The sequence below is a fragment of the Pseudalkalibacillus sp. NRS-1564 genome (assembly GCF_050467905.1).
GTDB classification, from domain to species: Bacteria; Bacillota; Bacilli; order Bacillales; family Guptibacillaceae; genus Guptibacillus; species Guptibacillus hwajinpoensis_B.
The window spans coordinates 21,552-44,093 of the sequence record NZ_JBITPM010000034.1; the positions used below are offsets into that span (position 1 = coordinate 21,552).

The following is a 22,542-nucleotide window of genomic DNA, read 5'->3' on the forward strand; positions in this document are numbered from 1 at the left end:
TCTCCTTTTTAGTATGATTTAATTGTGTTAAGAAGGTGTTGCCTCAGCTGAAATGGCCTGCGCCAGGTTTGAAGTGATGCGAATTTCACCGAAGTCGATGCCTAGTTGAACGGCGGTTTGAGCAATTTCGGGACGAATACCAGATAGTGTAGCAGTAACACCAATTAATTTAAGCCCAGTAATCAGCTGGAAAATTTGTTGAGCTACCCGTGTATCGACGAGATACACGCCAGATAAGTCTATGAAAAGGTGATCGACTCGTTTACTTGTACACCCTTCAAGCGTGTTCTCGAAAATGGCCGATGCTCGATCGGAGTCAATGTCACCGACTGGCGGCAGGAGAGCTTTTCCGTTAGGCAGGTCAATCAAAGGGGAGCTTAGTTCATTAATCGTTTGTTGTTGTTCTTCAATACGGGCGTTCAAATGATTTGATTTTTCTTCAACGACGCGGGTCATGAGCACATCAATGGCTTCAATCACAGCATACTTCCAGATATCAATACTTTTCTGTGAGACAAGATCTTCTGCTTCTTTTATATACAGATCAATGAAGTCCATATATTGCTCGCGTACGCGCAGAAATTCCCTCATAATCAGATGAGTGGGAGTGTTCAAATGTTCAGGATCACGTCCAATTTCTCGTACCCAGTCTTCGAATTCCTCAAAGAATTCGTCTTTCTTCATAATGAAGATTTTGCACAAATGTAGGTGGAATTCAAAATTCTGAGCTTTAAGTCCTTTAATGACTTCTGGATCAGTAGAAGAATAAACACCAGTTCCACTTTTATCAAGTGATGCATACCAATCTTCTGTTAATTGTTCTGCTTTATTTAATAAAAATTGATAAAGTTCTTTGTTTCTTTGCATGAATAAGTGCTCCTCTCGATCCTTTATAATTGTTTCGTTTATTTGGACGGTAAATCGTTGTGCTCACTCTATCTGTAGCAAAATGAGAAATTTCCTTCTTTGTATTCATTATACCAAGCTTTCACCTGATCAACGATTGGATTTACTTATCTAGTTTAAACTATTTCTTAGATTGTCTCAGGAAATAGAAAGATACTCTCTTATAATAGAACATAAAAGGAGTACCTTTTGATGAAGCTCTGTTTTTATTTAATAGTAATTGTTGAATTATGAGACGCTAGAACGATGAGTATTGGTAAGCTTGAGGCAAAGTTTGGTTATGGCTATGGAGAGGTGTTTTTCATTACTAAGTAGTCTAGGCGAGGTCCAAATCTGAGTGAAAAGCTTCGTGATTATTTCTTCGTGATCAGATCGAGGAGTGTCACTATTGCATAGGATGCGAGAGACATGGTGAATATATGTATCATACAATTCATTCAATGAACTTCTGTCTTTGGAAATAAGCTTTTGAATGAGTTGATTTTGGCTCTGCATGTTTTAGCTCCTTAAAATAATAGTCATAATTTTGTAATTCCACTGCAACAATTATTTCAAACTCTAAATTCTTGAATTCGAGATATATAATGTGCGATTTATGTTTAATAGAGAGTTTATTTTACGGAATTTTCTTGAAATGACAGACAACTATTTGATATAGTGAATGCGGAGATGTATGGAGAGGGGATCATGAACATGTGTGGACAAATCCTGTAATGGTTTAGATTTATTGATAATCCTATTTAAGTAGGGATAGGTATGTCAATGGAACCTATACAGGGGACACCGCGTTCATGATTGATAAATGATCAGGACAGGGCCTTAGGCTGCTGTCCTTTTTCGAATCATCTCCTTTCACATTGGTCAGGTGTTCCTCATAAGGAGGAAATTAAATGAATAACCAAAGGAATCGCATTGCCATTGTTACAGGCGTTAGCCGTCCGAACGGGATTGGTGCTAGCATATGTCGTGAGCTTGCTAGGAAGGGCCATGATATTTTCTTTACTCATTATTTGAAGTATGACGTTAGCACAGGTTATAAGGATGCTACCGAGACGTTCCCAGTCATCTTTAAAAAAGAGCTGCAGGAAATGGGCGTTATAGCTGAAGAAATGGAACTGGATTTAAGTGAGCCTAATGCATCAGAGGACCTTATAGCACAAGTGAAGAAAATGACCGGAGAGCTAGCGATTCTAGTGAACAATGCGACCCATTGTGTAGAAGTGGATCATGATGAATTATCAGCGGAAATCATTGATCAGCACTGTGCTGTTAACGTAAGAGGAACGTGCATGCTGGCTGTTACTTTTGCGAAGCATTTAAAGAAGCAACAAGCGGAAGGCAGAATCATTAACTTTGTTTCTGGGCAGGACAAAAGCCCACAGCCTGGCAATCTTGCCTATATTACGACAAAAGGAGCGATCTCAGCTTTCACGACATCGCTCTCAACTGAGCTTGCTCCTTACAACATCACAGTGAATGCCATTGATCCTGGACCAACTGATTCAGGGTGGATGGATGATGAACTCCAAACTTTTCTAAAGCCGAAGTTTCCGACAGGACGTATCGGCACGCCTGATGATGCGGCGAGACTGGTTGGTTTTCTAGCGAGTCATGAAGCAAGGTGGATTACAGGACAAATTATTCATTCAGATGGCGGCTTTCGAGACTAACGTTTTTGAGATTATCAAAAAGCGTGCTGACAACAAGTCAGCACGCTTTTCATTAGAATAATACATAGGATACAACAACATATAATAACGCCATCACAAGCGAAGGAGCAGCATAGCGCCACTGACTTCGGAGTGTTTGTGGACGTAGAAGCAAGTACATAATCACGATCGTCATTAACAAACCAAGTCCTGCAATGAAGATGTGAGACAGATCAACTGCAGCTAGAATCGGTCCTTTTCGATAGAGAACATCAGTTAGGGCTAATAGCTGAATGTTAAAGAGATTGCTTCCAAGAATCGAGCCAATCGCCATATTGTAGTTTGCTAGTTTGAAAGCAGCAAGCACTGTGACAAGTTCTGGTAAAGAGGTTGAAGCAGCAATGAGAAAGCTACCGACAAAGCTTGCATTCATACCCGTTGCCTCAGCTAGTCTGTCTCCAGCAATCGATAAAATACTTCCTGATACGAATACAATGAGTGCTGCGACGATAAAGCCAATGACGGCAGTGCGAAGAGAGTAATCTTTTGTAGGGACGTCATCTTGCTCCCCATCGTCGCTTGAAATGTATCTCATTGATAAGACATACAATAATACAATGACAATCATTTCAACCCCGACACCAAATATGGAAATCGTTCCTGGAATTAACAGAGAGACGATTAAAATGACGAGGAAAAGGAGACCGACGAGGGCAGATGGGACATTTGCCTTCGTGTTTACCTTCTGAAACAATCTCCGTCGTCTATAAATTAAGTCTACTACAGCTAAAATTAAAAGGTTAAAAACGTTACTTCCAAGCATGTTACCGACTGCGATATCAGGATTATCGATATACACAGCTGTTAAACTTGTTGTTAATTCTGGAAGTGACGTGGCTCCCGCAATTAAGAATGTTCCTACAACAGCTCCACTTAATGAAGACTTCTTACTAATAACATCACCGAACTGATTCAGGTAAATAGCGGCACCGACAACTACGGCAGCTGCAAGAAGAAAGATAAGAATGATCATGTGTAACTCCTCTCCGCCAGCGCATACAAAAAACCCTGGCACAACAAAATTGTACCAAGGTCTTGCGTACTAAATAGCTTAGCCCGATGAACCAGGTATCGTAATACCGTATTGATGATTCATCAGCCGTTACCGGTCGCTACTCCCCTTGTTACTTTAACTATAGCTCGGTTTAAATTTAAAGTCAACGAGAAGGATTGAACATTGTGTGAGTTTAATAGTAAAAGAAGGGAGGCAGTTAGGATGAATCTAAATTTGTTAGTGATTGGTATTTTAATTCTGATTGTTTCTTATTTGGTAGGCGTAATGAAACAAACGTGGTTATTAGCTGGATTTAATGAAAAAGCGATTCGTGATAAAGCTAGGTTAGGAAGGGTGGTTGGCGGGGGATTTTTACTCCCTTTAGGGGTGATACTTATTCTTCATAGTTTCATTGCTTATCCATATGATCAATGGGTTCTTGCTTTTGCTATGATTAGTTTATTACTGATCGTTTCTGTGTATATCAATCAAAAATTAGTTGAGAAATAGCGGTTAATAGAGAATGGAACTTCCCTCTTCTCCAAAAAAATGAATGAAACTTCTTTCTCATCTCAGTCGTAAAAGAAGAAAGCGATTTATTGAGAGAGGAGGTAGAGAGATGATCGAAGTAATCGTAACGATTATTTTCTCAATCGTCTTTTTAATAGGGATCTATGTACAAGTAACGAGAAGAAAACGGATGGGTTTAACGGGCTTTAAATCAGCTATTTCCCCGAGTTGTTTCTTGATCAGTGCTGCGCTCAATCCTTTAGGCTACTGGTTTGGTTTCCTCGGATTATATAGTTTACTAGGATCAATGCTTTTTCTATTAATAGGAGCTTACTTTGTAAAAGAGATGCAGATGCCAAAAGCACATGAAAGAAGGGAGAACGTATGAAGGGGAAGGCTATACTATTTACAGCATTACTTATGTGCATTACGATGATGAGTTTGCTATCCATTTACTACATACATAAACCTTCCGATGGTATTGCCATTGAAGTAATGATCTCTATGGCTGTTGGTGGAACGTTCATACTACTACAGTGTAAGGGGAGAGGTCGTAGTGGGGAGGACAAAGAATGAAGTTGCTAAGAGTTTTCTTGTTGGTTGTTATCATTGGCGCTGCTAGCAGCATCGCTTGGCTCGGTTTTTCTGGTGGGAACGAAAACCTGTTTCGATTAGTCATCAGCATCACCGTATTCGCATCTCTTTGTTTCTTTTATATAGAAGAAACAAAGAAAAAGCAGCGAAGAGTGACGCTGATTTTCATAGGACTTAGTCTTTTTTCAGTAGTAGCTGGAATTGTTCAATTAATGAATAGCTAACAAGCGCAATAGGTCAACAGAGTCCCTAATGGATTCTGTTGTTGTCTACTTCTCCATCAGATCGATAAATTGTTGCAGCGGTGGTGAAATCCATTTTCGTTTTTTGTATACAATCTGCGTGTAGAGAGTGATGTCATTCGAATGAAATGGAAGCACGGCAACAAGCCCATTTTGAATTTCTCGTTCAACCGCTATTCTTGGTAGAAGCGCAATTCCGAGTTGATCCGCGACACATTGCTTAATGGCTTCAAGACTACTGAATGAAATGATCGACTTCGCTTGTACGTTTGCATCTTTTAGCCATTTTTCTAGAAGAACTCGATAGGCGCAGCCTTCTTCGGTCAGAATGAGCGTTTCCTCCTCTAATTTCTTTAAATCCAATCCATCAAGTTTTGTGAAGTGATGTTGGGGAGGGGCGATCATGACCATTTCTTCCTGACGAATGGGGATCGTTTTTACATCAGGATGATGTTGTAATTGGTCTAACAAAATAGTGATGTCGTACGTGCCATCTACTGTGCCGCCAATTAAGTTTTGACACTGACCCGATTCAAGTCGGATGCGTAATTCAGGGTGCTTTTCTTTGAGCGCTTTAATATAAGGTGTAATATAATACGCTGCAAGTGTTTCGCCAGTTCCAATGCGAATGGTCCCTTTTAAATTGGCATCAGTTCGAAGGTGAGCCTCTGCTTCATCTGCAAGCTTGATGATTTCCTTCACGTAATCATGAAGCTGTTCTCCTGATGGCGTTAATCTCATTTTCCTTCCAACACGCTCAAACAGTTTCACGTGATAAAAGTCTTCAAGCTTCTTGATTTGCGTCGTTACACTGGACTGAGCATAACCGAGTTCTTCTGCTGTTTGTGTGTAGCTTCCTGATCGAACGACTTCATTAAAAGTATAAAAGTAATTTAAATCCATCAGACCCTCCATTAAAAATTTCGATAGTTAGTATCAATTATTATAGATAACGTTGATATTAGTTGCGATGATATACTTCTAGTGAATAGACGCTTCACTGCAAAAGGAGAGTGTAGTATGAAGATTTTGGCACTATTAGGGAGTACTCGTGAAAATGGAAACTCAGAGTACCTGACAAAAAGAATGCTTGAAGATACGGACCATACGATGGTTTCTCTTGCAGACAAACACATCAATTCCATTGTCGATGAGAGACATTCAGAAGAAGGGTTCTCACCAGTAGAGGATGATTATGAGGAGTTGCTTGAACTACTGTTAACGCATGATGTTCTCGTTTTCTCAACACCCCTATACTGGTATGGGATGAGCGGTCCAATGAAGAATTTCTTTGATCGCTGGTCGCAATACTTACGTGATGAACAATTAAATTTAAAAGAAGAGCTAGCAAAGAAAAAAGCATATGTGATCGAAACATGCGGAAGCAGTGCGAAAATGAAAGGACTTCCTCTTATTCAGCAATTTAGCTATATCTTTGAATTCGTGAACATGGAGTTCGTCGATTACGTCATCGGTATCGGTGTGAAGCCGGGGGAAGTAAAGGAAGATCAGTTAGCGCTGGATAAGATAGCGAAGTGGAGAAGAGAGTTTTAGAGAAAGCACGGAAAAGGACGAGATCACTGAGATCTCGTCCTTTTCCGTGTTTTTTTATTGTCCGTTTTGAAACTGCTGATCGAGTTCCCTTAATTTATCGTACGACTCGACTAGGTCATCTGGAACCAATTTCCGCCCAAAATCCCAGGCATTTCGTTCGATTTCAGCAAGAAACTTTTGCTGCTCCTCTTCTTCCTCATACATTAAAATCCTGAGGTCATGTCTGTGCTTCTTAAAATCTAAGTAGTACCCGATCTCATGATATAAAAGGATTTTCGCGATATTTTCTTCGGTTTCTTTTAGTTTGAAATTTACTTTGGCTTGATAGCCGTTCAATTGTAAGTAGTTAAACTTAATTGTATTCGTCGATACGTTATAGCTCATAGGAGCGTTTAGCTCATTGTTAAATTCATAGTTGATTGGTAATTGGTGAAATGCCAATGTGTCTTTAACCAATTCTTCAATATCCCATATATATAGCATGTTTTTAATCACTACCTTTTTTGTAAAGCTTTTCTCGTTAATGCCTTATTTTAAACCATCCACCGCAATACTACCACTATTTTTTCAAGTTGAAACAGTGTGGATTAAAAAAAGGGACATTTCAGCTGAAATGTCCCTTTGTAACGTTATAGAAAGATAAAGTAAAGAATGAACAAAGCACCGAGTGTATACATGATCGGATGAACCTGCTTCCATTCTTTTTTCGCGATCATCGCAAATGGATAAAGAATGAAACCGAGGGCGATCCCTGTTGCCACGCTAAACGTGAGTGGCATCATGATGATGGTGACAAAAGCAGGGATCACTACTTCTAATCGACTCCAATCAATCTGCTTCACTTCTGTTGCCATAAGGGCACCAACGATAATTAAGGCTGGGGCCGTTACTTCAGGTGTTATCACGCCAAGAATGGGTGAGAAGAAGAGAGCAATAAAGAAGCAAATCGATATTACGACAGATGTGAATCCAGTTCGGCCACCAACGGCAACGCCAGCAGATGATTCTACGAATGAGGCAGTCGTTGATGTACCGAAGATCGCTCCAACAACTCCAGATGTAGAATCAGCAAGTAGCGCGCGTCCCGCATTCGGAATTTCGTTGTTTTTCATAAGTCCGGCCTGACTTGCCACGGCGATAAGAGCACCCGCCGTGTCGAAGAAGGCAACGAATAAGAATGTGAAAATAACTGCTAGAATTTCAGGCGAGAAAATATCTCCTAAATGTTGAAAGACAACACCAAAAGTTGGTTCAAGACTTGGTACCTGTCCAACAACCGAGCCTGGTACCTGCACAAGACCAATAATCATTCCAATAATCGTAGTGATGACAATTCCGTAAAAAATACCACCGCGAATGCCACGTATCAACATCATTAAGGTAATAACAAACCCAAAAGCAGCTAAAGCCGTCGTAGGATTTGTAAGCTGTCCGATCGAAATAAACGTTTCTTCGTTTCCAACGACGATCCCTGCATTCTTAAGTCCAACAAAAGCGATAAAGAAACCAATTCCAGCTGCAATGGCGTGCTTTAAGTCTTTTGGTATGACGTTAATAATTTTCTCTCGTATTTTAAGTAAGCTAAGAATCATAAAGATAATCCCGGCTATAAAGACGCCTGTGAGTGCAATTTCCCAATCAATTCCCATCCCAATTACAACGGAGAAGGTGAAGAAAGAGTTTAATCCCATACTCGGAGCAATGCCGACAGGGAAGTTTGCGAGTAGGCCAATTAGTAAGGACCCGACGATTGCAGATAGAGCAGTTGCTGTGAAGAGTGCGCCTTTATCAATGCCTGCTTCACTAAGGATAATGGGGTTAACAACTAATATATATGCCATGGATAGAAACGTTGTAACCCCAGCTAACGTTTCTTTTCGGTAATTCGTTTCCCGTTCAGTGAACTGGAAGAAGTTTTTCATGATGGACCCTCCTGATCAATAAAAAAAACTCTGGCCAGCAACCAGAGTCAAATCACAAGGAATATGAATGTATTCATTATTCCTTGTAGACAAGCCATTTTCGGTAGCTGGTAGAAACGTTCAGGCCGTATTCCTGAACTTATACAAGGTTTATTTAGATGAAATTTATAACGAGAATCATAACAATGAAAAAAAGGAGGGTCAATCATTTTAATGAATGTTCCAGTATTCAATGTTTTCACACTTGTATTACAAATGTGTTAATGATTAGCGAAATGTTAAAAATTATGTAATTTGTAAGAATATGAAACAGTCAAGCTTTTTTTGTGGTAATGTAATAAAAAGACAAATGATAAGGGAGAGCGCTATGTTGCTACAAAGCCTTGAAGATGAAATTCATACGCTGCGAATGGTGCTTTATGATCTAGGACAAGAAGCTGACGATTATTCAAGTGGGAAAATACTTCTCTTAAGTAAACGATTAGATGAGAAAATAGTGAAGTATCAAAAGCTGAAAAAATACACACGCAACCATTAAGCTTACATCATATAACAAAAAACAAGCTACCTCATCGAGAGGTAGCTTGTTTTTTGTTTACTTATTACTTATTCATGTAGCGGTCAACTTCCCACTGACTTACGTTAAGGGAGTATTCGATCCACTCTTTTTGTTTCTCTTCAATATATACTTTTGAAGTATGATCTCCTAATGCTTCCATAACTACCTTATCTTCACGAAGTGACTTGATTGCTTCTTTCAAGTTAGTTGGAAGTGTTGGAACGTCATCTGTGCTTACTTCATACAGGTTACGCGTTTCTGGTGCGCCAGCATCAAGATCATGACGAATACCTTCAAGTCCAGCGTGGATAACAGCAGCTAGCGTTAGGTAAGGGTTAGCTGTTGGATCTGGGTTACGAATTTCAAAACGAGTACCCATGCCACGAGTTGTTGGTACGCGAATCATACAGCTTCGGTTAGAGTGAGACCATGCCACACTTACTGGTGCTTCATAACCAGGAACGAGACGCTTGTATGAGTTAACGTTGGGGTTCGTAATGGCAGCAAGACCATTTGCATGTGAAAGAATACCAGCCATAAATTGCTTCATTGTTTTAGAAATGCCCTCTGGATCGTTCTCATCATAAAATGCGCTTTCGCCTTCAGTGAAGAGGGAAAGGTGACAGTGCATACCAGAGCCGTTCTCACCTGCGATTGGCTTCGGCATGAAAGTAGCATGATAATCGTGACTTGTCGCAACGTCTTTTACAACGTTTTTGAACGTCTGGATGTTATCAGCTGCTTTAATGACGCTATCGAAACGGAAGTTGATTTCATGCTGTCCCTGAGCTACTTCGTGGTGGGAAGCTTCCATTTCAAATCCAAATTTCTTAAGTGTACGGACGATGTCACGACGTACCTGGTCACCTTTATCTTTTGGTGAAGCATCAAAATAACCTGCGCGGTCATTCATCTTACGAATTGGATAACCGTCTTTATCTAGCTTGAAAAGGAAGAATTCTGGTTCAGGGCCAACGTTTACTGTATAACCCATATCCTCAGCTTCCTTCATCGCTCTTTTCAAAATGTAGCGTGGATCCCCTTCGAAAGGTTCGCCGTCTGGTGTATGAATATCACAGATAAAGCGAGCGATACAATCCTGATCAACAGCGTCCGGTAGGACTTTGAATGTTTCAAGGTCAGGGAAGAGATACATATCACTTTCCTGAATATCAGAAAAACCTGCAATGGAAGAGCTGTCAAACATTGCTTCATTATTCATAACGCTTTCCAGTTCTTCAATTGGAAGTTCAACGTTTTTTGTTTCACCAAGCATGTCCGTAAATTCAAGACGAATAAATTCGACTTTCTTTTCTTTTGCTTCCTTCATGATGTCCTGTTGAATACTATTCTTTGTTAGTGTCATGGATTAAATAACCTCACCTTTAATTTTTTTGTTAGTGTCCATTCTAATGATATTTACAGATAATTGTGTTTTTATGTAAGGATTCCTAACATAAAAGTTAAAACACAACAATTTATTTGAATATGTCAGTAATAATAACCTTAGATAAGAGGGGATAAACCACTTTTTTTCTCACAAAAATTTCATAAAGAGACAGAAAGCGCATACAAAACCTTCTATGAAGACATTTTGAAGAATTAAAATTGTTCGTTGATATCTAGACACATGTATTGAGAAGTGTTATCATTCTAAATGATAATGAATCTCAATATCACCAAAGGGGAGAGGTACATATAATGAAAGTTACAAAAAAGAGGGTTACTTTTATCTTGATGCTTGTGCTCGTTCTTATGTTAGCAGCGTGTGGGAACGAGAATGAGAAAAGCGAATCAAGTGAAGGTGAGAAAACCAATGAGATGAAAACTTTTACGTTGCCTGATGGGCAAGAATTTGATATTCCAGCTAATCCTGAACGAATTGTTGCAACCGATTACGTTGGCTACTTCCTGGCGCTTGGAATTACTCCAGTAGGAGCTCCAGATCAATTTGTTCTTGATAATCCTTATTTTACAGAAGAACAAATTGCGGATATTGAAGATATTGGTACGCCGCCATCTGTTGAGAAAGTAACGTCGCTTGACCCGGATTTAATCATTGTGACGGACCAAGAACAATACGATCTCCTTTCTAAAATTGCCCCAACTGTCCTAGTTCCATTCGGAGCATATGATTCACTAGATGAAGAAGTAACGGCTATGGGAGAAATCGCTGGTAAAGAAGACGCAGCGAAAGAGTGGATTGAACAGTTTGATGAAAAGGCAGCCGCAGCGCGTGAAGAACTAGACGGTGTGATTGGGGAAGACGAGACGGTTGGCATATACGAAGTACAAACAAAAGATTTCTATGTTTTTGGAGATAACTTTGGTCGTGGTGGTCAGGTCATCTACGACGCTCTTGAGTTAAAAGCACCTGAGAAGATTCAGAAAGAAGTGATTGAAGGAGACAATTGGAAACAAATTTCACTAGAGGTATTGCCTGAATATGCAGCGGATCACATGTTTTATACCGAGTATGCCGCTGAGGATAATCAAGATGTACTAAAGGAAACGAAGGAAAGTGCTCTTTGGCAGAACCTCGATGCTGTGAAGAATGGACATCTCTATGAAATGAACTTTGAAGAAATGTATTACTATGATCCAATTGCAGTAGAAGGTCAGCTAGACCAAATCGTGAAAACATTTAAAGAAAACAATGAATAATGAAGAAATCCTGGTGCCTGGCACCGGGGTTCTTTACTACATAAAGCAAGGAGTTATCACATGTCAAAGAAAGTTGAGCCGACTGCAAAAATAGAAGATCAGCTAGCTGTTCAGTCGCGACCTGTTACGGCTATGCTTATTTTAGTTGCTGGTAGTGCGGCCCTCATTCTGAGCCTTGGACTATCAATCGCGCTTGGAGCAGCAGATATAAAGTTAATGACAGTCTGGCAGGCGATTTTTCAATTTGATCCAACCTCAACAGAACATTCGATCATTCGTGAATTTCGAATGCCGCGTTCAGTTGCTGACATATTAATTGGAGCAAGTTTTGCCGTTGCTGGTGCTATCATGCAAGGGGTGACGCGAAATCCTCTTGCTGACTCAGGGTTACTTGGTTTAAATGCAGGAGCAACTTTGATGATTGCGCTTAGCTTTGCCTTTTTCCCAGGTTTATCTTATAACAATTTGATGCTGTTTTCCTTTATAGGTGCTGGTATTGGGGCTGGACTAGTGTTTGGTATCGGTTCCTTGTCAAGAAATGGTTTGTCGCCTGTTCGGCTTGTGCTTGCAGGGGCTGCTGTGAGTGCTCTCTTTACTGCAGTGAGTGAAGGAGTCGCCATTCATTTTCAGCTATCACAGGACCTTGCCTTCTGGTTTGCCGGAGGAACAGCTGGTTTGAAGTGGCCACAAATCCAGATTCTATTGCCGTGGATCATTGTAGCCCTCATAGTGGCGCTGTTTCTTTCCAAATCGATTTCGTTACTTAGTCTTGGAGAAGATGTTGCTGTAGGTCTCGGTCAGCGTACGAAATTAATAAAAGCGCTAGCAGCAGTTGTTGTACTAGTGTTAGCAGGTGCTGCCGTGTCAGCTGTTGGTCCAATAGGGTTCGTGGGCCTAGTAATCCCACATATAGCGAGGTTTCTGGTTGGTGTTGATTACCGCTGGATTGTCCCATGCTCAGCAGTTCTTGGAGGACTTTTGATGATTGTTGCCGATATGGGGGCAAGAATGGTTAATGCGCCATATGAAACGCCAATCGGAGCGATATTTGCGCTTATCGGTGTTCCTTTCTTCCTCTTTGTAGCGAGACGTGAAGGGAGGGAGTTATAGTGGATCTAGATGCTTTATTTGACGCACAGCGGAAACGGAATCGCCGCCGGTATTTCATTATGGCGACTTTTCTCTTATTGATCGTTATCACCTTTTTAATTAGCTTGAATACAGGATTAACAAAATTAAGTCCTCTTGAAGTATTGAACACGCTAGTTGGAAATGGAACAGAGCAACAATCGTTGATTCTATTTGAATTTCGCTTACCTAGAATAGTGATTGCTGTTCTCGTCGGTGCTGGTCTTGCCATTTCAGGCTGTATCCTCCAAGGCATCTCCCGAAACGCCCTTGCAGATCCGGGCATCCTTGGAATCAATAGCGGAGCAGCCTTAATGGTCGTGATTTTCATTTCTTTCTTCCCAAAAACAACGGATGCACCCATTCTACTCATGCCGTTTCTTGCATTAATTGGTGGATGTGCAACGGCCATCATCATTTATGCCCTTTCTTATAGTAAAAGAGAAGGATTGATGCCCCAGCGGTTAATTCTAAATGGAATTGCCATCGCCGCGGGTATTGGTGCCCTTATTACAATCTTAACGCTGCGAATGGATCCATTCGATTACCAATTCATTGCCATTTGGCTTGCCGGTAAGATCTGGGGAACGACGTGGGTTCATGTTCTAACGTTACTGCCGTGGATTATCGTTTTATTTACGTTCATATTCTATAAAGCGAGGACGCTAGATGGATTAACTTTTGGTGAGAAGCTTGCGACCGGAATGGGTGTGAAAGTAGAGAAAGAGCGTTTCTTGCTCCTAGGTGCTTCTGTTGCCCTTGCATCTGCTTGCGTGTCAGTTAGTGGCGGAATTGGTTTCGTTGGTCTTGTTGGCCCACATCTTGCTCGACAGTTAGTCGGCAATGATCACCGATTCCTATTGCCGTTGTCGGCTCTTGCTGGTGGACTTGTCCTTTTATTAGCTGATACGATTGGTCGAACGATTCTCGCACCATCTGAAATTCATGCCGGTATTATGGTTGCGATTATAGGAGCTCCATACTTTTTATATTTACTTGCTAGAGCAAAAGCTTAGGAGGCGAACGATGTGAAGAATGAAATATATGACGTGACGATCATTGGCGGAGGGCCTATTGGCTTATTTACAGCTTTTTATAGCGGTATGCGCGAGCTTAAGACGAAAGTCATTGAATACCTTCCGCAAGTTGGTGGGAAAGTGACCTACTTCTATCCAGAGAAAATTCTACGAGATATTGGAGCAATTCCTGGCGTCTCCGGAGCTGATTTGATTAAGCAGCTTGAAGAACAGGCGAGCACATTTGATCCAACAATGGTGTTTGGGGAACGAGTAGACGATCTTGAGCGAGCAGAGGACGGAACCTATATCTTAACGAGTCATAATGGAGAAAAGCATTACACACGGACCGTTATTTTAGCGATAGGACATGGGACGCTTGGGGTGAAAAAGCTTCCAGTTGATGGCGCGGATCATTTTGAAGGGAAGAACCTTTATTATGCCGTGGATCGTGTGGAAAGCTTCAGAGGTAAGCACGTTCTGATTTCTGGAGGAGGCGATTCGGCGATCGACTGGGCGAATCGGCTTGAACCAATTGCAGATAAAGTAACGATTGTTCATCGCAGAGAGGCTTTTAGTGGTCACGAAAGTAGTATCACAGAGATGAACAACTCGGAAACGCACGTAAAATGTTCGTGCTACGTATCTGACGCGATTGGTAAGGAGCGTATTGATCAGGTTGTTCTTACTCATGTCGACACAGGTGAAAAAGAAGTAGTTGAAATCGATGCCCTCCTTGTTAATCATGGATTTAATCTCGACTTAGGCGGCATTCAAAATTGGGGAATGACGATGAACGAAGGAAAAGTCGTTACGGATGCAAAAATGGAAACGAGTATACCAGGTGTTTTCGCAGTAGGAGATATCGTCACATATCCCCATCGTTTAACGCTCATAGCAGGCGGTCTTGCGGAAGGACCTAAGGCGTTAAATAGTGCGAAAGCCTTTCTTGATCCTGAGGCAGAAGCTATGGCGATGTATTCTACGCATCATAAGGATTTTGTAGAAGTATAAGCGGAGGGAGTGAGTGTGGTGATTCAAACAGAAGATCTTAAAATCGGTTATCAGGAAAACATCATTGTAGATCAGCTGAATTTATCCATACCTGAAGGAGAGATTACGGCTCTTGTTGGAGCGAATGGATCAGGAAAGTCGACGATTCTCAAAACGCTATCTCGATTAATGAAGCCAAAAAGTGGAACGGTTTACCTTGATGGACGTGCCATTCATGAGCAGAAAACGCGCGACCTTGCGAAGGAGTTAGCGATCCTTCCTCAAAACCCCACGGCACCAGAAGGGCTAACGGTTCTAGAACTTGTCACATACGGGCGCTTTCCACATCAGAAAGGACTAAAAGCTCTTACGATAGAAGATAAAGAAAAAATTGCCTGGGCGATTGAAATGACGGGCATCGGAGAGTTTGCCAACCGTCCGATTGACCAGCTTTCTGGTGGTCAGCGCCAGCGCGCCTGGATTGCGATGGCGCTCGCTCAGGATACGAAAATCCTTTTTCTAGATGAGCCAACCACTTTTCTCGATATGGCCCATCAGCTTGAAGTGCTTGAGCTTCTTCAAAAGTTAAATATTCAAGAAAACCGCACGATTGTCATGGTCGTTCATGACCTCAATCACGCCAGCCGCTACGCTGGTCATATGGTGGCGATCAAAAAAGGGAAAGTGAAGAAAACGGGCACTCCGCTTGAAGTGATGAAATCTGATGTATTAGAAGATGTGTTTGGTGTTCGAAGTGATATCATTTATGATCCTCGTTCTGGCCAACCGCTTTGTTTACCTTATGGATTATGTAACGAACTAAGTTATGCTGCTGTGAATGAATGAGCCAAAAAAGCTTGGAAACATACTAATATGTTTCCAAGCTTTTTTTGTATATTATCTGATAATTGGTGTGAGAAAATGCAACTTATTTAGAAAAATGATTGAAATTTTCAGACGAAACCGATAAAATACAATGAAATGGGACAGTGTCCCTAAAATAGGAGGTTTTAATGAATGAGTAAAGTACTTCTTATGGGTTCTGGTGAAGTGGGTAGCCATATTTTGGAGTTTCTAGTGAGAGACGCGAAGTGTCCTGAATTAGTTGTATGTGATATTAATGAGGAAGTAGGAATGAAAAAGGTCCATAATGCACTCAGTGGTGCTTCCATTTTCAGACTATATCCCAAAGTTACCTTTAAAAAACTAGATTTGCTTGATGTGGAGACTACAGCTTCTGTAATTAAAAAAGAAAACCCTGATGTGATCATTAATTGCGCCGTTTTACAAACCTGGCATACGATAAGAAAACTACCTAATGAAGTATACAAAAAGTTAAGTGAAGCAAGTTTAGGTGCATGGTTACCGTGCCAATTAGCTCTTGCGTATCATTTAATGCTAGCTGTTAAAGCATCTGGACTTCAGCCCCATGTTATTAACACGGCTCTATCTGATCTAGTAAACCCGGTTCTTGCTAAGGTTGGACTCGCCCCAACAATCGGTATTGGGAATGTTGAATTAATTGAACCTGCTGTAAAACTAGTGGTGTCGAATGAATTACAAGTACCAACTGATATTGTGAAGGTTTACCTTGTGGCACATCATCAATGGTGGGTTTATCCTAGAGAATCTGGATATCAGAAAGCGCCATACTTTATTAAAATAATGGTTCAAGATAATGACGTAACTAGTCAGTTTGATACAGATCAAGTATTATGGGATGCAATTAAGTTGTATCCTTCTGGCACGGAATTTACAACTGTATCTGCAAGTTCTACTATTAAAAACATGTATGCGCTATTGAGTCCATCAGGTATTTTCACACATTCTCCATCACCAAAAGGATTGCCTGGAGGATATCCAATCGTGCTTAGTAAGAGTGGGGCAGAACTAGCTCTTCCTAAAGAAATTAGCTTAGATGCAGCTATCCATATAAACGAAACCTCTGCAAAACTAGATGGCATTGATCAGGTGAGAGAAGATGGGACTGTTGTTTACTCTAAATACACCCATAAAATATTAAAAGAGATGCTAGGTTTTGATCATAAATCCTTCAAACCAGAAGAGAGCTTGGCTCTTGCGAAAGAACTAATGAGTAAATATAAAGACTTTTCTTCAAAGTACAAAGTAAGTTAACTATGCGATGTTAAAACTGACTCAGCCCGAGTCAGTTTTTTTATGTGGTTTTTATTAGTATTTTATAGCTATTAGTAAATGGTATGCTATTGAAAGAAGAGTTAATGTTGATGGGGAGGAAGTTAATGGTGTCTGATTCAAACAAATCATTTTCGCGCGTAGCTGCAGTAGATAATGCGATCGACTTGCTGTTGTTATTAAGTAATAACAATGAAAGAAGTATTCGTGAACTTGGAGAGTATTTAAACCTTACGAAAAGTACGCTACACAGAACTTTACAAACGCTTGAGAATCGAGGATTTGTGAAACAAGATTCGATTACTAAAAAATATTCACTAGGTTATAAAATTCTTGAACTTAGTATTAATTTAAAAAGTCAAAATGAATTAAGAAATCTAGCGTTGATCTATATGAAGGAATTACGAGACCGTTTGGGAGATACTGTCCAATTAGCTATATTAAACGAAGGGGAAATTCTCATTATTGAAACGGTAGAAGGTACGAAAGAACTTAGGGTTTTCTCTAAGGCAGGTCAAACTTTACCACTTACCTACGGAAATTTCGGGAAAATCTTCTTATCCCATATGGAGGAGGAGGCCATTCTCCACAATATAGAAAAAAGTCCACTAAAGTCATATGCCTCGAATTCAATTGTTAATAAGGAATCCTATTTAGAGGAACTGAAGATTGTAAAAGAACGAGGGATTTCCGTTAGTATTGACGATCCAATTGATGGAGCGATTAGTATGGCTGTTCCTATTTTCAATAAAGGAGGGAGGGTGATTGCATCCCTATCAATTGTTGGAGCGAAGACTCCTCATCTTGTGGAGAATAGATTAGAAATAGAAGATCTTATGAAACAAACTGGAGCTAAGATAACTGAAAAAGTGAATCGGTCTTAACTGCTTTATTATTAAAATATGTCATCCTATAGAATAATTAGTTCAAAAAATATATGCATTTGTTTGGAGGACTCGGTTTGATCTATGAAATGAAAACAAGAGAACAGTTACTGGAGACATATGAAATTATGAAAGAGCTTAGGTCGCATTTAGATGAAGAAACTTTTCTTAGTTTAGTAGAAGAAGCTCGAATAAAGGATATGTACCGACTTTTCGCTCTTTACGAAGGAAAAGAAATCGTCGCGGTGACTGGATTCAAGCCGATGATTACACTTTACTACGGACGGTTTGTTTGGGTATGTGATCTTGTCACTAGTGAACAACATCGTTCGAAAGGGCACGGTGAAAAGCTGCTATCGTTTGTTGAAGAGTGGGCAATTGAAAGTGGGTATGGTGCAGTGGCTCTTTCTTCAGGCATTGCTAAAAAAGAGGCTCATCGCTTTTATCAAGAAAAGATGTCGTATGATCAGGTAAGCTATGTGTTTAAAAAGGTATTGAAGTCATAAACTCAGATCTTAGTAGATTTGTTTCACTGAATGCTATACTTGGTTATAAGACTAATGAAGGATGTGGCAAAGACGTGAGAAGACTAGGACAGACAAATTATGAGATTTCTCCGATCGGCCTCGGAACGTGGCAATTTAGTCAAGGGAGCGGCTTAATTGGAAGCTATTTCTCTACGATTTCCGAAGCCGATATGGACGCAATTGTGAAAATGAGCTTAGACGGCGGGATTAACTGGTTCGATACAGCGGAAGCTTACGGAAAGGGAAAGTCAGAAGAAGCCCTTGCTGGAGCGTTAAATCGTCTTGAAATAAAAGAAGAAGATGCGCTCATCGCGACTAAATGGTGGCCGCTTTTGCGTACAGCAGGATCGATTACAGGAACGATTCAAAAACGAAAAGACGCATTAAAGGGTCGGCGTATTGACCTTTATCAAGTGCACCAACCGTTTTCCTTCTCCTCGCCAGAAAAGGAGATGAATCAAATGGCCTCGCTCGTGAAAGAGGGTCATATTGGCGCTGTTGGTGTAAGTAACTTCAATCGCGATAAAATGGATCGTGCGATTCAAGAGTTGAACCGTCACGAAGCAAGCCTTGCTTCTAACCAGATGAAGTATAGCTTACTCGATAGAAGAATTGAGACAAACGGTGTACTCGATCTTGCGAAGCAGCACGGAGTAACAATCATTGCCTATTCTCCACTTGAACAGGGGATTTTAACTGGAAAATTCCATGATCATCCCGACTTAGCAGCAAACCTTTCTGGACCGAGAAAGCATATGTCTCAGTTCAAACCACAGGGATTAGCTAGAACGCTGCCACTTATTAATGTGTTAAAAGAGATTGGGAATGCTTATGGCGTGGGAGCAGGACAGGTGGCATTAAACTGGCTCGTTCATTTCCATGGAGACACGGTTGTAGCCATCCCAGGAGCTTCGAAATTAAAGCATGCAGAAGATAATGTGAAAGTGTTAGGATTTAAGCTGACACAAGACGAGATGAAGAAAATTGATGAAGAGTCAAGAAAAGTTGCGAAGATGTAATGGAAAGTATGTGTTCTAGCCCGCTCACTTTTATTTTGAGAGCGGGCTATATTTTTAGCATGCTTGTTCTGAAACTAGAGTTACCCTAGTAACGTAAGTAATGAAAAGGGGGGAGTTAAATGACTGATCGTCCGATAATTAAAATTGAAAAGTCGATACTTCAGAAACTGTTTGATATAGCTGGATTGGTTTTCTTATGTCTTTCTCTTGGTTATCTTTTGTTAAATTGGTCAGGTCTCCCATCAGAAGTTCCCATTCATTTTGATGTAGCGGGTCAAGCAGATCATTGGGGAAGTAAACTGGTGCTGTTCTTTCTACCTATTTTTGGCATTTTACTGTGGGGTGGATTATCTATGTTAGAGCGCTATCCGCACGTATTTAATTATGTAGTTCACATTACAAAAGGCAATGCTGAGCTACAGTATCGAACGGCAGTTGCTCTTATTCATTTTTTAAAGAACACAATCGCTCTCATGTTTTCAGTTATAACAATCGAAACCATATCAATGGCAAATGGTTCACAGGTTGGCTTAATACCATGGATTCTTCCTGTATTCCTCACGCTTATATTTGGCTCAATTATCATATGTATCATTCAATCAATTAGGTGGAGGTAAAGGGGAAAGTTCCCATCTGATTTGGAGTGAACGAAATGAAGCGTATACATATGAAGAAGAGTAATAAATATGTGATTTTTGATAGAAATTCCAAAAAAAATCTGCAGAAATTGAGCTTCCGTGTATGGTATAGTGGAGGAGAAGTTTAAACTAAATACATATGTAAATGCTTCATACACAGTTGTATTGTGAATGGAACATTCGTGGGATAAACGAAAGATAAAGGAGCTACGCTATGCTACGCCATGAAGAAGATGTGAAAGTGTTCGCTTTGAACTCAAATCCGGAGTTGGCTCAAGAAATTGTAGAGACACTTGGGGTTAAAGTTGGAAATTGTTCCGTTAAACGCTTTAGTGACGGTGAAATCCACATGAACGTTGAGGAAAGCATCCGTGGTTGCGATACATACCTTGTACAATCGATCGCAGGCTCAGGAAACGACTATTTGATGGAGCTCTTGATTATGATTGATGCATTAAAACGAGCATCAGCTAAAACCATTAATGTTGTGCTACCGTATTATGGATATGCAAGACAGGATCGAAAGACGGGACCAAGACAGCCGATCACAGCAAAATTGATTGCCAATATGCTAGAACGTTCGGGCGCAACGCGCGTGTTAACAATTGATTTGCATGCCAATCAAATTGAAGGATTTTTCAATATCCCAGTTGACCAGGTTTCTGGTATTCCGATCCTTGCTGAATATTTTGAGAACAAAAATTTAGAAAATGTTGTTGTTGTGGCACCCGACAATAGCAGTGCGCTTCGTGCACGTAAATTAGGGTCAATGCTAGACGCGCCAATCGCTTTGATTGATCGTCGCTCTTATGACACAGGAGAACCATCCACTGTGAATGTTATTGGTGATGTTCAAGGGAAAACAGCGATTATTATTGATGATATGATTGATACTGGTAGAAACGTTACGTTTACGTCACGCATTCTTGAAGAGAACGGTGTGAAAGACGTCTACGCGACATTTACCCACGCTGTTCTTTCTGGTCACGCGACGGAAGAAATTGCTGAATCGAACATTAAAGAAGTGGTTGTAACGAATACCATCTCTCTTCCAGATTCAGAAGATCTTGATAAAATTAAAGTCCTATCGATTGCTCCGCTACTTGCTGAAGCGATTCGAATCGTTCAGGAAAAGCTTTCGATTAGTCAAATACGCTAACATGATGAAGGGAACTGATGACTCAGTTCTCTTTTTTTATATGGAATTGTTAATGATTGTTGATTGTGGTCATCAGAGAGCTGAAAGGCGAGTGAAACTATAATTTCACTCGAATGAGCCAAAATCGAGGTATCAACAATATAAGCTAACATAGCTATTTTGTTGCGGCATTTCGAATTAGGGGTAACTCAGGATTGCGAGTCACTCCCGTCATCGACTTGTATTAAACTTGCCTGAATGATGTAACGATCTGGTGCGGAGCCGAGGTAATCAAACGGATAGCACGTGGTGAGTGTGAGAGTGGGGGAATTCTTATCCACAATAACGCTACGATCATGCTCGTCTGTAATCCACGTTTTGCGGATTTGATATTCATATGTTGTATCGTCTAATGTGAGGTAAAGACGATCACCTTTTTTTAGTTGATCAAGGCCGTCAAAAACGGTATCGCGGTGTCCTGCAAGTGCAGTATGGCCTGCTTGACTTGGTAAAGTTGTGAAATCTGTGTCATACATACCAACTCCCTGTTTCAACGTTTGTTCATCGGTTCCCCAATAGATCGGGTAGAGATATCCTAATTGAGGGATTGTTAATTCACCGATTTTTTCCCCTGTTTTCGCCTGAGATGCTTCACTTGATGGTGTAGCATCACTTGTCTGAATCACTTCTCGATTAACTGTCTTTTGATAACCAGTTTCCTCCCAATTCCTTGAAATGGCCTGGGCTTTTTCAGGTTGAAAGGTTGTGACACTCTTCTGACTCCACCATTCATATCCGCTCCAGCCGGTTAAAATCAGACCGATTAAAATGAGTAGAATACTGAGCTTGTTTACCACCATTGATCACCTTCTTTAGAAATCGAGATAGGCGTTCGCCTATCTCGATGGGATGGTATGTGCATTAAGAGTGGACGCGTCTTTTTAATAGTAGCAGAGAGCCGAATGCTGCGATAGCAAGTCCAAGCAACATATAAACAGGATAGCTAGTTGCTGTATCGGCCATTTCAGCGCCTTCGCTGTCAGCTGCTTCTGAGCTTTCTTCACTAGTCATTTCTTCATCGGAAGATTCGCCGCCTGATGTTGCTTCTTCATCAGATGAAGTAGATCCACTATAGGAATGAATTTCACAAGCTTCTCCATCATTGTCACGGTCAAGGCCGCTTGGGTCCGCATCAGGGTCATTGCTTTCATAATAATTTTGCGCTTCTTCTTGAGAAGAGAAGTCATCACAATTCTTATCATCCGCTGCATACCCTACGTTCGTAAATCCAAATACCAATAAGAAAGTTGCTAACAAAGAAACGAGTTTTTTCATCTTCTTCCTCCCCGGATTAAGTATTTTTTTGCCATCCCTTGTTATATGGTAACAGT

The 22,542-nt window shown here is 40.6% G+C and carries 26 protein-coding genes and 1 riboswitch; of the genes, 18 read left to right on the forward strand and 8 right to left on the reverse strand.

Annotated features, from left to right (window positions below; translation table 11 throughout):
* Positions 1–27: 27 nt before the first annotated feature.
* Positions 28–867: an STAS domain-containing protein gene (locus tag ACIFPW_RS15835; RefSeq protein ID WP_430245708.1), complete on the reverse strand. Its 840-nt coding sequence runs from the start codon at positions 865–867 to the stop codon at positions 28–30.
* A gap of 929 nt (positions 868–1,796) precedes the next feature.
* On the opposite strand from ACIFPW_RS15835, the gene ACIFPW_RS15840 reads away from it, so the two are divergent.
* Entirely contained in the window at positions 1,797–2,576 is a 780-nt protein-coding gene (locus ACIFPW_RS15840) for an SDR family oxidoreductase (protein WP_430245710.1), read from the forward strand.
* Positions 2,577–2,628: 52 nt separating this feature from the next.
* On the opposite strand, the gene ACIFPW_RS15845 is transcribed toward ACIFPW_RS15840, so the two are convergent.
* Positions 2,629–3,588 carry a sodium:calcium antiporter gene (locus ACIFPW_RS15845; protein WP_430245711.1) on the reverse strand — a complete coding sequence of 320 codons (960 nt, stop codon included), beginning with the start codon at positions 3,586–3,588 and terminating at the stop codon, positions 2,629–2,631.
* A gap of 243 nt (positions 3,589–3,831) precedes the next feature.
* Between ACIFPW_RS15845 and ACIFPW_RS15850 the strand changes: the two genes are divergently transcribed.
* The 4 genes from ACIFPW_RS15850 to ACIFPW_RS15865 all read left to right on the forward strand — a co-directional run bounded on the left by ACIFPW_RS15850 (position 3,832) and on the right by ACIFPW_RS15865 (position 4,937).
* Complete coding sequence (locus ACIFPW_RS15850; protein ID WP_430245713.1) at positions 3,832–4,119, forward strand: DUF3784 domain-containing protein; 288 nt, start codon at positions 3,832–3,834, stop codon at positions 4,117–4,119.
* A gap of 109 nt (positions 4,120–4,228) precedes the next feature.
* A complete protein-coding gene (locus ACIFPW_RS15855; RefSeq protein ID WP_430245714.1) occupies positions 4,229–4,507 on the forward strand; it encodes a hypothetical protein in 279 nt (92 codons plus the stop codon).
* Entirely contained in the window at positions 4,504–4,695 is a 192-nt protein-coding gene (locus tag ACIFPW_RS15860; RefSeq protein ID WP_226616702.1) for a hypothetical protein, read from the forward strand. The genes ACIFPW_RS15855 and ACIFPW_RS15860 overlap by 4 nt, the downstream gene beginning before the upstream one ends.
* Positions 4,692–4,937, forward strand: a complete 246-nt coding sequence (locus tag ACIFPW_RS15865; protein WP_427392234.1) for a hypothetical protein — start codon at positions 4,692–4,694, stop codon at positions 4,935–4,937. The genes ACIFPW_RS15860 and ACIFPW_RS15865 overlap by 4 nt, the downstream gene beginning before the upstream one ends.
* Positions 4,938–4,982: 45 nt before the next feature.
* Here the strand turns inward: ACIFPW_RS15865 and ACIFPW_RS15870 are convergent, their stop codons facing one another.
* Positions 4,983–5,858, reverse strand: a complete 876-nt coding sequence (locus ACIFPW_RS15870; protein WP_430245716.1) for a LysR family transcriptional regulator — start codon at positions 5,856–5,858, stop codon at positions 4,983–4,985.
* A 117-nt stretch (positions 5,859–5,975) separates the two neighbouring features.
* Here ACIFPW_RS15870 and ACIFPW_RS15875 point away from each other — a divergent pair, with 117 nt between their 5' ends.
* Complete coding sequence (locus ACIFPW_RS15875; protein ID WP_430245718.1) at positions 5,976–6,509, forward strand: flavodoxin family protein; 534 nt, start codon at positions 5,976–5,978, stop codon at positions 6,507–6,509.
* 54 nt (positions 6,510–6,563) lie between these two features.
* Here ACIFPW_RS15875 and ACIFPW_RS15880 read toward each other — a convergent pair whose 3' ends face one another.
* Both ACIFPW_RS15880 and ACIFPW_RS15885 read right to left on the reverse strand, forming a co-directional pair.
* Positions 6,564–6,992, reverse strand: coding sequence for a hypothetical protein (locus tag ACIFPW_RS15880; RefSeq protein ID WP_194220553.1), 429 nt, complete (start codon positions 6,990–6,992; stop codon positions 6,564–6,566).
* A gap of 146 nt (positions 6,993–7,138) precedes the next feature.
* Entirely contained in the window at positions 7,139–8,431 is a 1,293-nt protein-coding gene (locus tag ACIFPW_RS15885) for an NCS2 family permease (protein WP_430245720.1), read from the reverse strand.
* A 66-nt stretch (positions 8,432–8,497) separates the two neighbouring features.
* A riboswitch (purine riboswitch) is annotated at positions 8,498–8,598 on the reverse strand.
* Between the two features lie 200 nt (positions 8,599–8,798).
* On the opposite strand from ACIFPW_RS15885, the gene ACIFPW_RS15890 reads away from it, so the two are divergent.
* Complete coding sequence (locus tag ACIFPW_RS15890; protein ID WP_194220555.1) at positions 8,799–8,969, forward strand: aspartyl-phosphate phosphatase Spo0E family protein; 171 nt, start codon at positions 8,799–8,801, stop codon at positions 8,967–8,969.
* 64 nt (positions 8,970–9,033) lie between these two features.
* Here the strand turns inward: ACIFPW_RS15890 and glnA are convergent, their stop codons facing one another.
* The gene (gene glnA / locus ACIFPW_RS15895; protein WP_430245722.1) at positions 9,034–10,356 is read right to left on the reverse strand and encodes a type I glutamate--ammonia ligase; all 1,323 of its coding nucleotides are present in this window, start codon (positions 10,354–10,356) and stop codon (positions 9,034–9,036) included.
* A 335-nt stretch (positions 10,357–10,691) separates the two neighbouring features.
* On the opposite strand from glnA, the gene ACIFPW_RS15900 reads away from it, so the two are divergent.
* The 11 genes from ACIFPW_RS15900 (at position 10,692) to ACIFPW_RS15950 (ending at position 21,172) form a co-directional block, all read left to right on the forward strand.
* Positions 10,692–11,654: an iron-hydroxamate ABC transporter substrate-binding protein gene (locus ACIFPW_RS15900; protein ID WP_430245724.1), complete on the forward strand. Its 963-nt coding sequence runs from the start codon at positions 10,692–10,694 to the stop codon at positions 11,652–11,654.
* A 60-nt stretch (positions 11,655–11,714) separates the two neighbouring features.
* The gene (locus ACIFPW_RS15905; protein WP_430245726.1) at positions 11,715–12,764 is read left to right on the forward strand and encodes a FecCD family ABC transporter permease; all 1,050 of its coding nucleotides are present in this window, start codon (positions 11,715–11,717) and stop codon (positions 12,762–12,764) included.
* Positions 12,765–12,823: 59 nt separating this feature from the next.
* Positions 12,824–13,798, forward strand: a complete 975-nt coding sequence (locus ACIFPW_RS15910) for a FecCD family ABC transporter permease (RefSeq protein WP_430245745.1) — start codon at positions 12,824–12,826, stop codon at positions 13,796–13,798.
* A gap of 12 nt (positions 13,799–13,810) precedes the next feature.
* On the forward strand, positions 13,811–14,812 hold the full coding sequence (locus ACIFPW_RS15915; RefSeq protein WP_430245727.1) for an NAD(P)/FAD-dependent oxidoreductase: 1,002 nt from the start codon (positions 13,811–13,813) through the stop codon (positions 14,810–14,812).
* Positions 14,813–14,827: 15 nt separating this feature from the next.
* Positions 14,828–15,637: an ABC transporter ATP-binding protein gene (locus ACIFPW_RS15920; RefSeq protein WP_430245729.1), complete on the forward strand. Its 810-nt coding sequence runs from the start codon at positions 14,828–14,830 to the stop codon at positions 15,635–15,637.
* Positions 15,638–15,808: 171 nt separating this feature from the next.
* Positions 15,809–16,927 carry a saccharopine dehydrogenase NADP-binding domain-containing protein gene (locus tag ACIFPW_RS15925; RefSeq protein WP_430245731.1) on the forward strand — a complete coding sequence of 373 codons (1,119 nt, stop codon included), beginning with the start codon at positions 15,809–15,811 and terminating at the stop codon, positions 16,925–16,927.
* 125 nt (positions 16,928–17,052) lie between these two features.
* Positions 17,053–17,829: an IclR family transcriptional regulator gene (locus ACIFPW_RS15930; protein WP_430245733.1), complete on the forward strand. Its 777-nt coding sequence runs from the start codon at positions 17,053–17,055 to the stop codon at positions 17,827–17,829.
* 89 nt (positions 17,830–17,918) lie between these two features.
* Positions 17,919–18,335 (forward strand): GNAT family N-acetyltransferase, encoded by a 417-nt coding sequence (locus ACIFPW_RS15935; RefSeq protein ID WP_430245747.1) that lies wholly within the window; start codon positions 17,919–17,921, stop codon positions 18,333–18,335.
* 74 nt (positions 18,336–18,409) lie between these two features.
* Positions 18,410–19,375, forward strand: coding sequence for an aldo/keto reductase (locus ACIFPW_RS15940; RefSeq protein WP_430245735.1), 966 nt, complete (start codon positions 18,410–18,412; stop codon positions 19,373–19,375).
* Positions 19,376–19,494: 119 nt separating this feature from the next.
* A complete protein-coding gene (locus tag ACIFPW_RS15945; protein ID WP_430245737.1) occupies positions 19,495–19,992 on the forward strand; it encodes a DUF1648 domain-containing protein in 498 nt (165 codons plus the stop codon).
* A gap of 235 nt (positions 19,993–20,227) precedes the next feature.
* On the forward strand, positions 20,228–21,172 hold the full coding sequence (locus ACIFPW_RS15950; protein ID WP_194220564.1) for a ribose-phosphate diphosphokinase: 945 nt from the start codon (positions 20,228–20,230) through the stop codon (positions 21,170–21,172).
* A gap of 188 nt (positions 21,173–21,360) precedes the next feature.
* Here ACIFPW_RS15950 and ACIFPW_RS15955 read toward each other — a convergent pair whose 3' ends face one another.
* Positions 21,361–22,011: a class D sortase gene (locus ACIFPW_RS15955; protein ID WP_430245739.1), complete on the reverse strand. Its 651-nt coding sequence runs from the start codon at positions 22,009–22,011 to the stop codon at positions 21,361–21,363.
* 61 nt (positions 22,012–22,072) lie between these two features.
* Positions 22,073–22,486: an excalibur calcium-binding domain-containing protein gene (locus ACIFPW_RS15960; RefSeq protein WP_430245741.1), complete on the reverse strand. Its 414-nt coding sequence runs from the start codon at positions 22,484–22,486 to the stop codon at positions 22,073–22,075.
* Positions 22,487–22,542 lie beyond the last annotated feature (56 nt).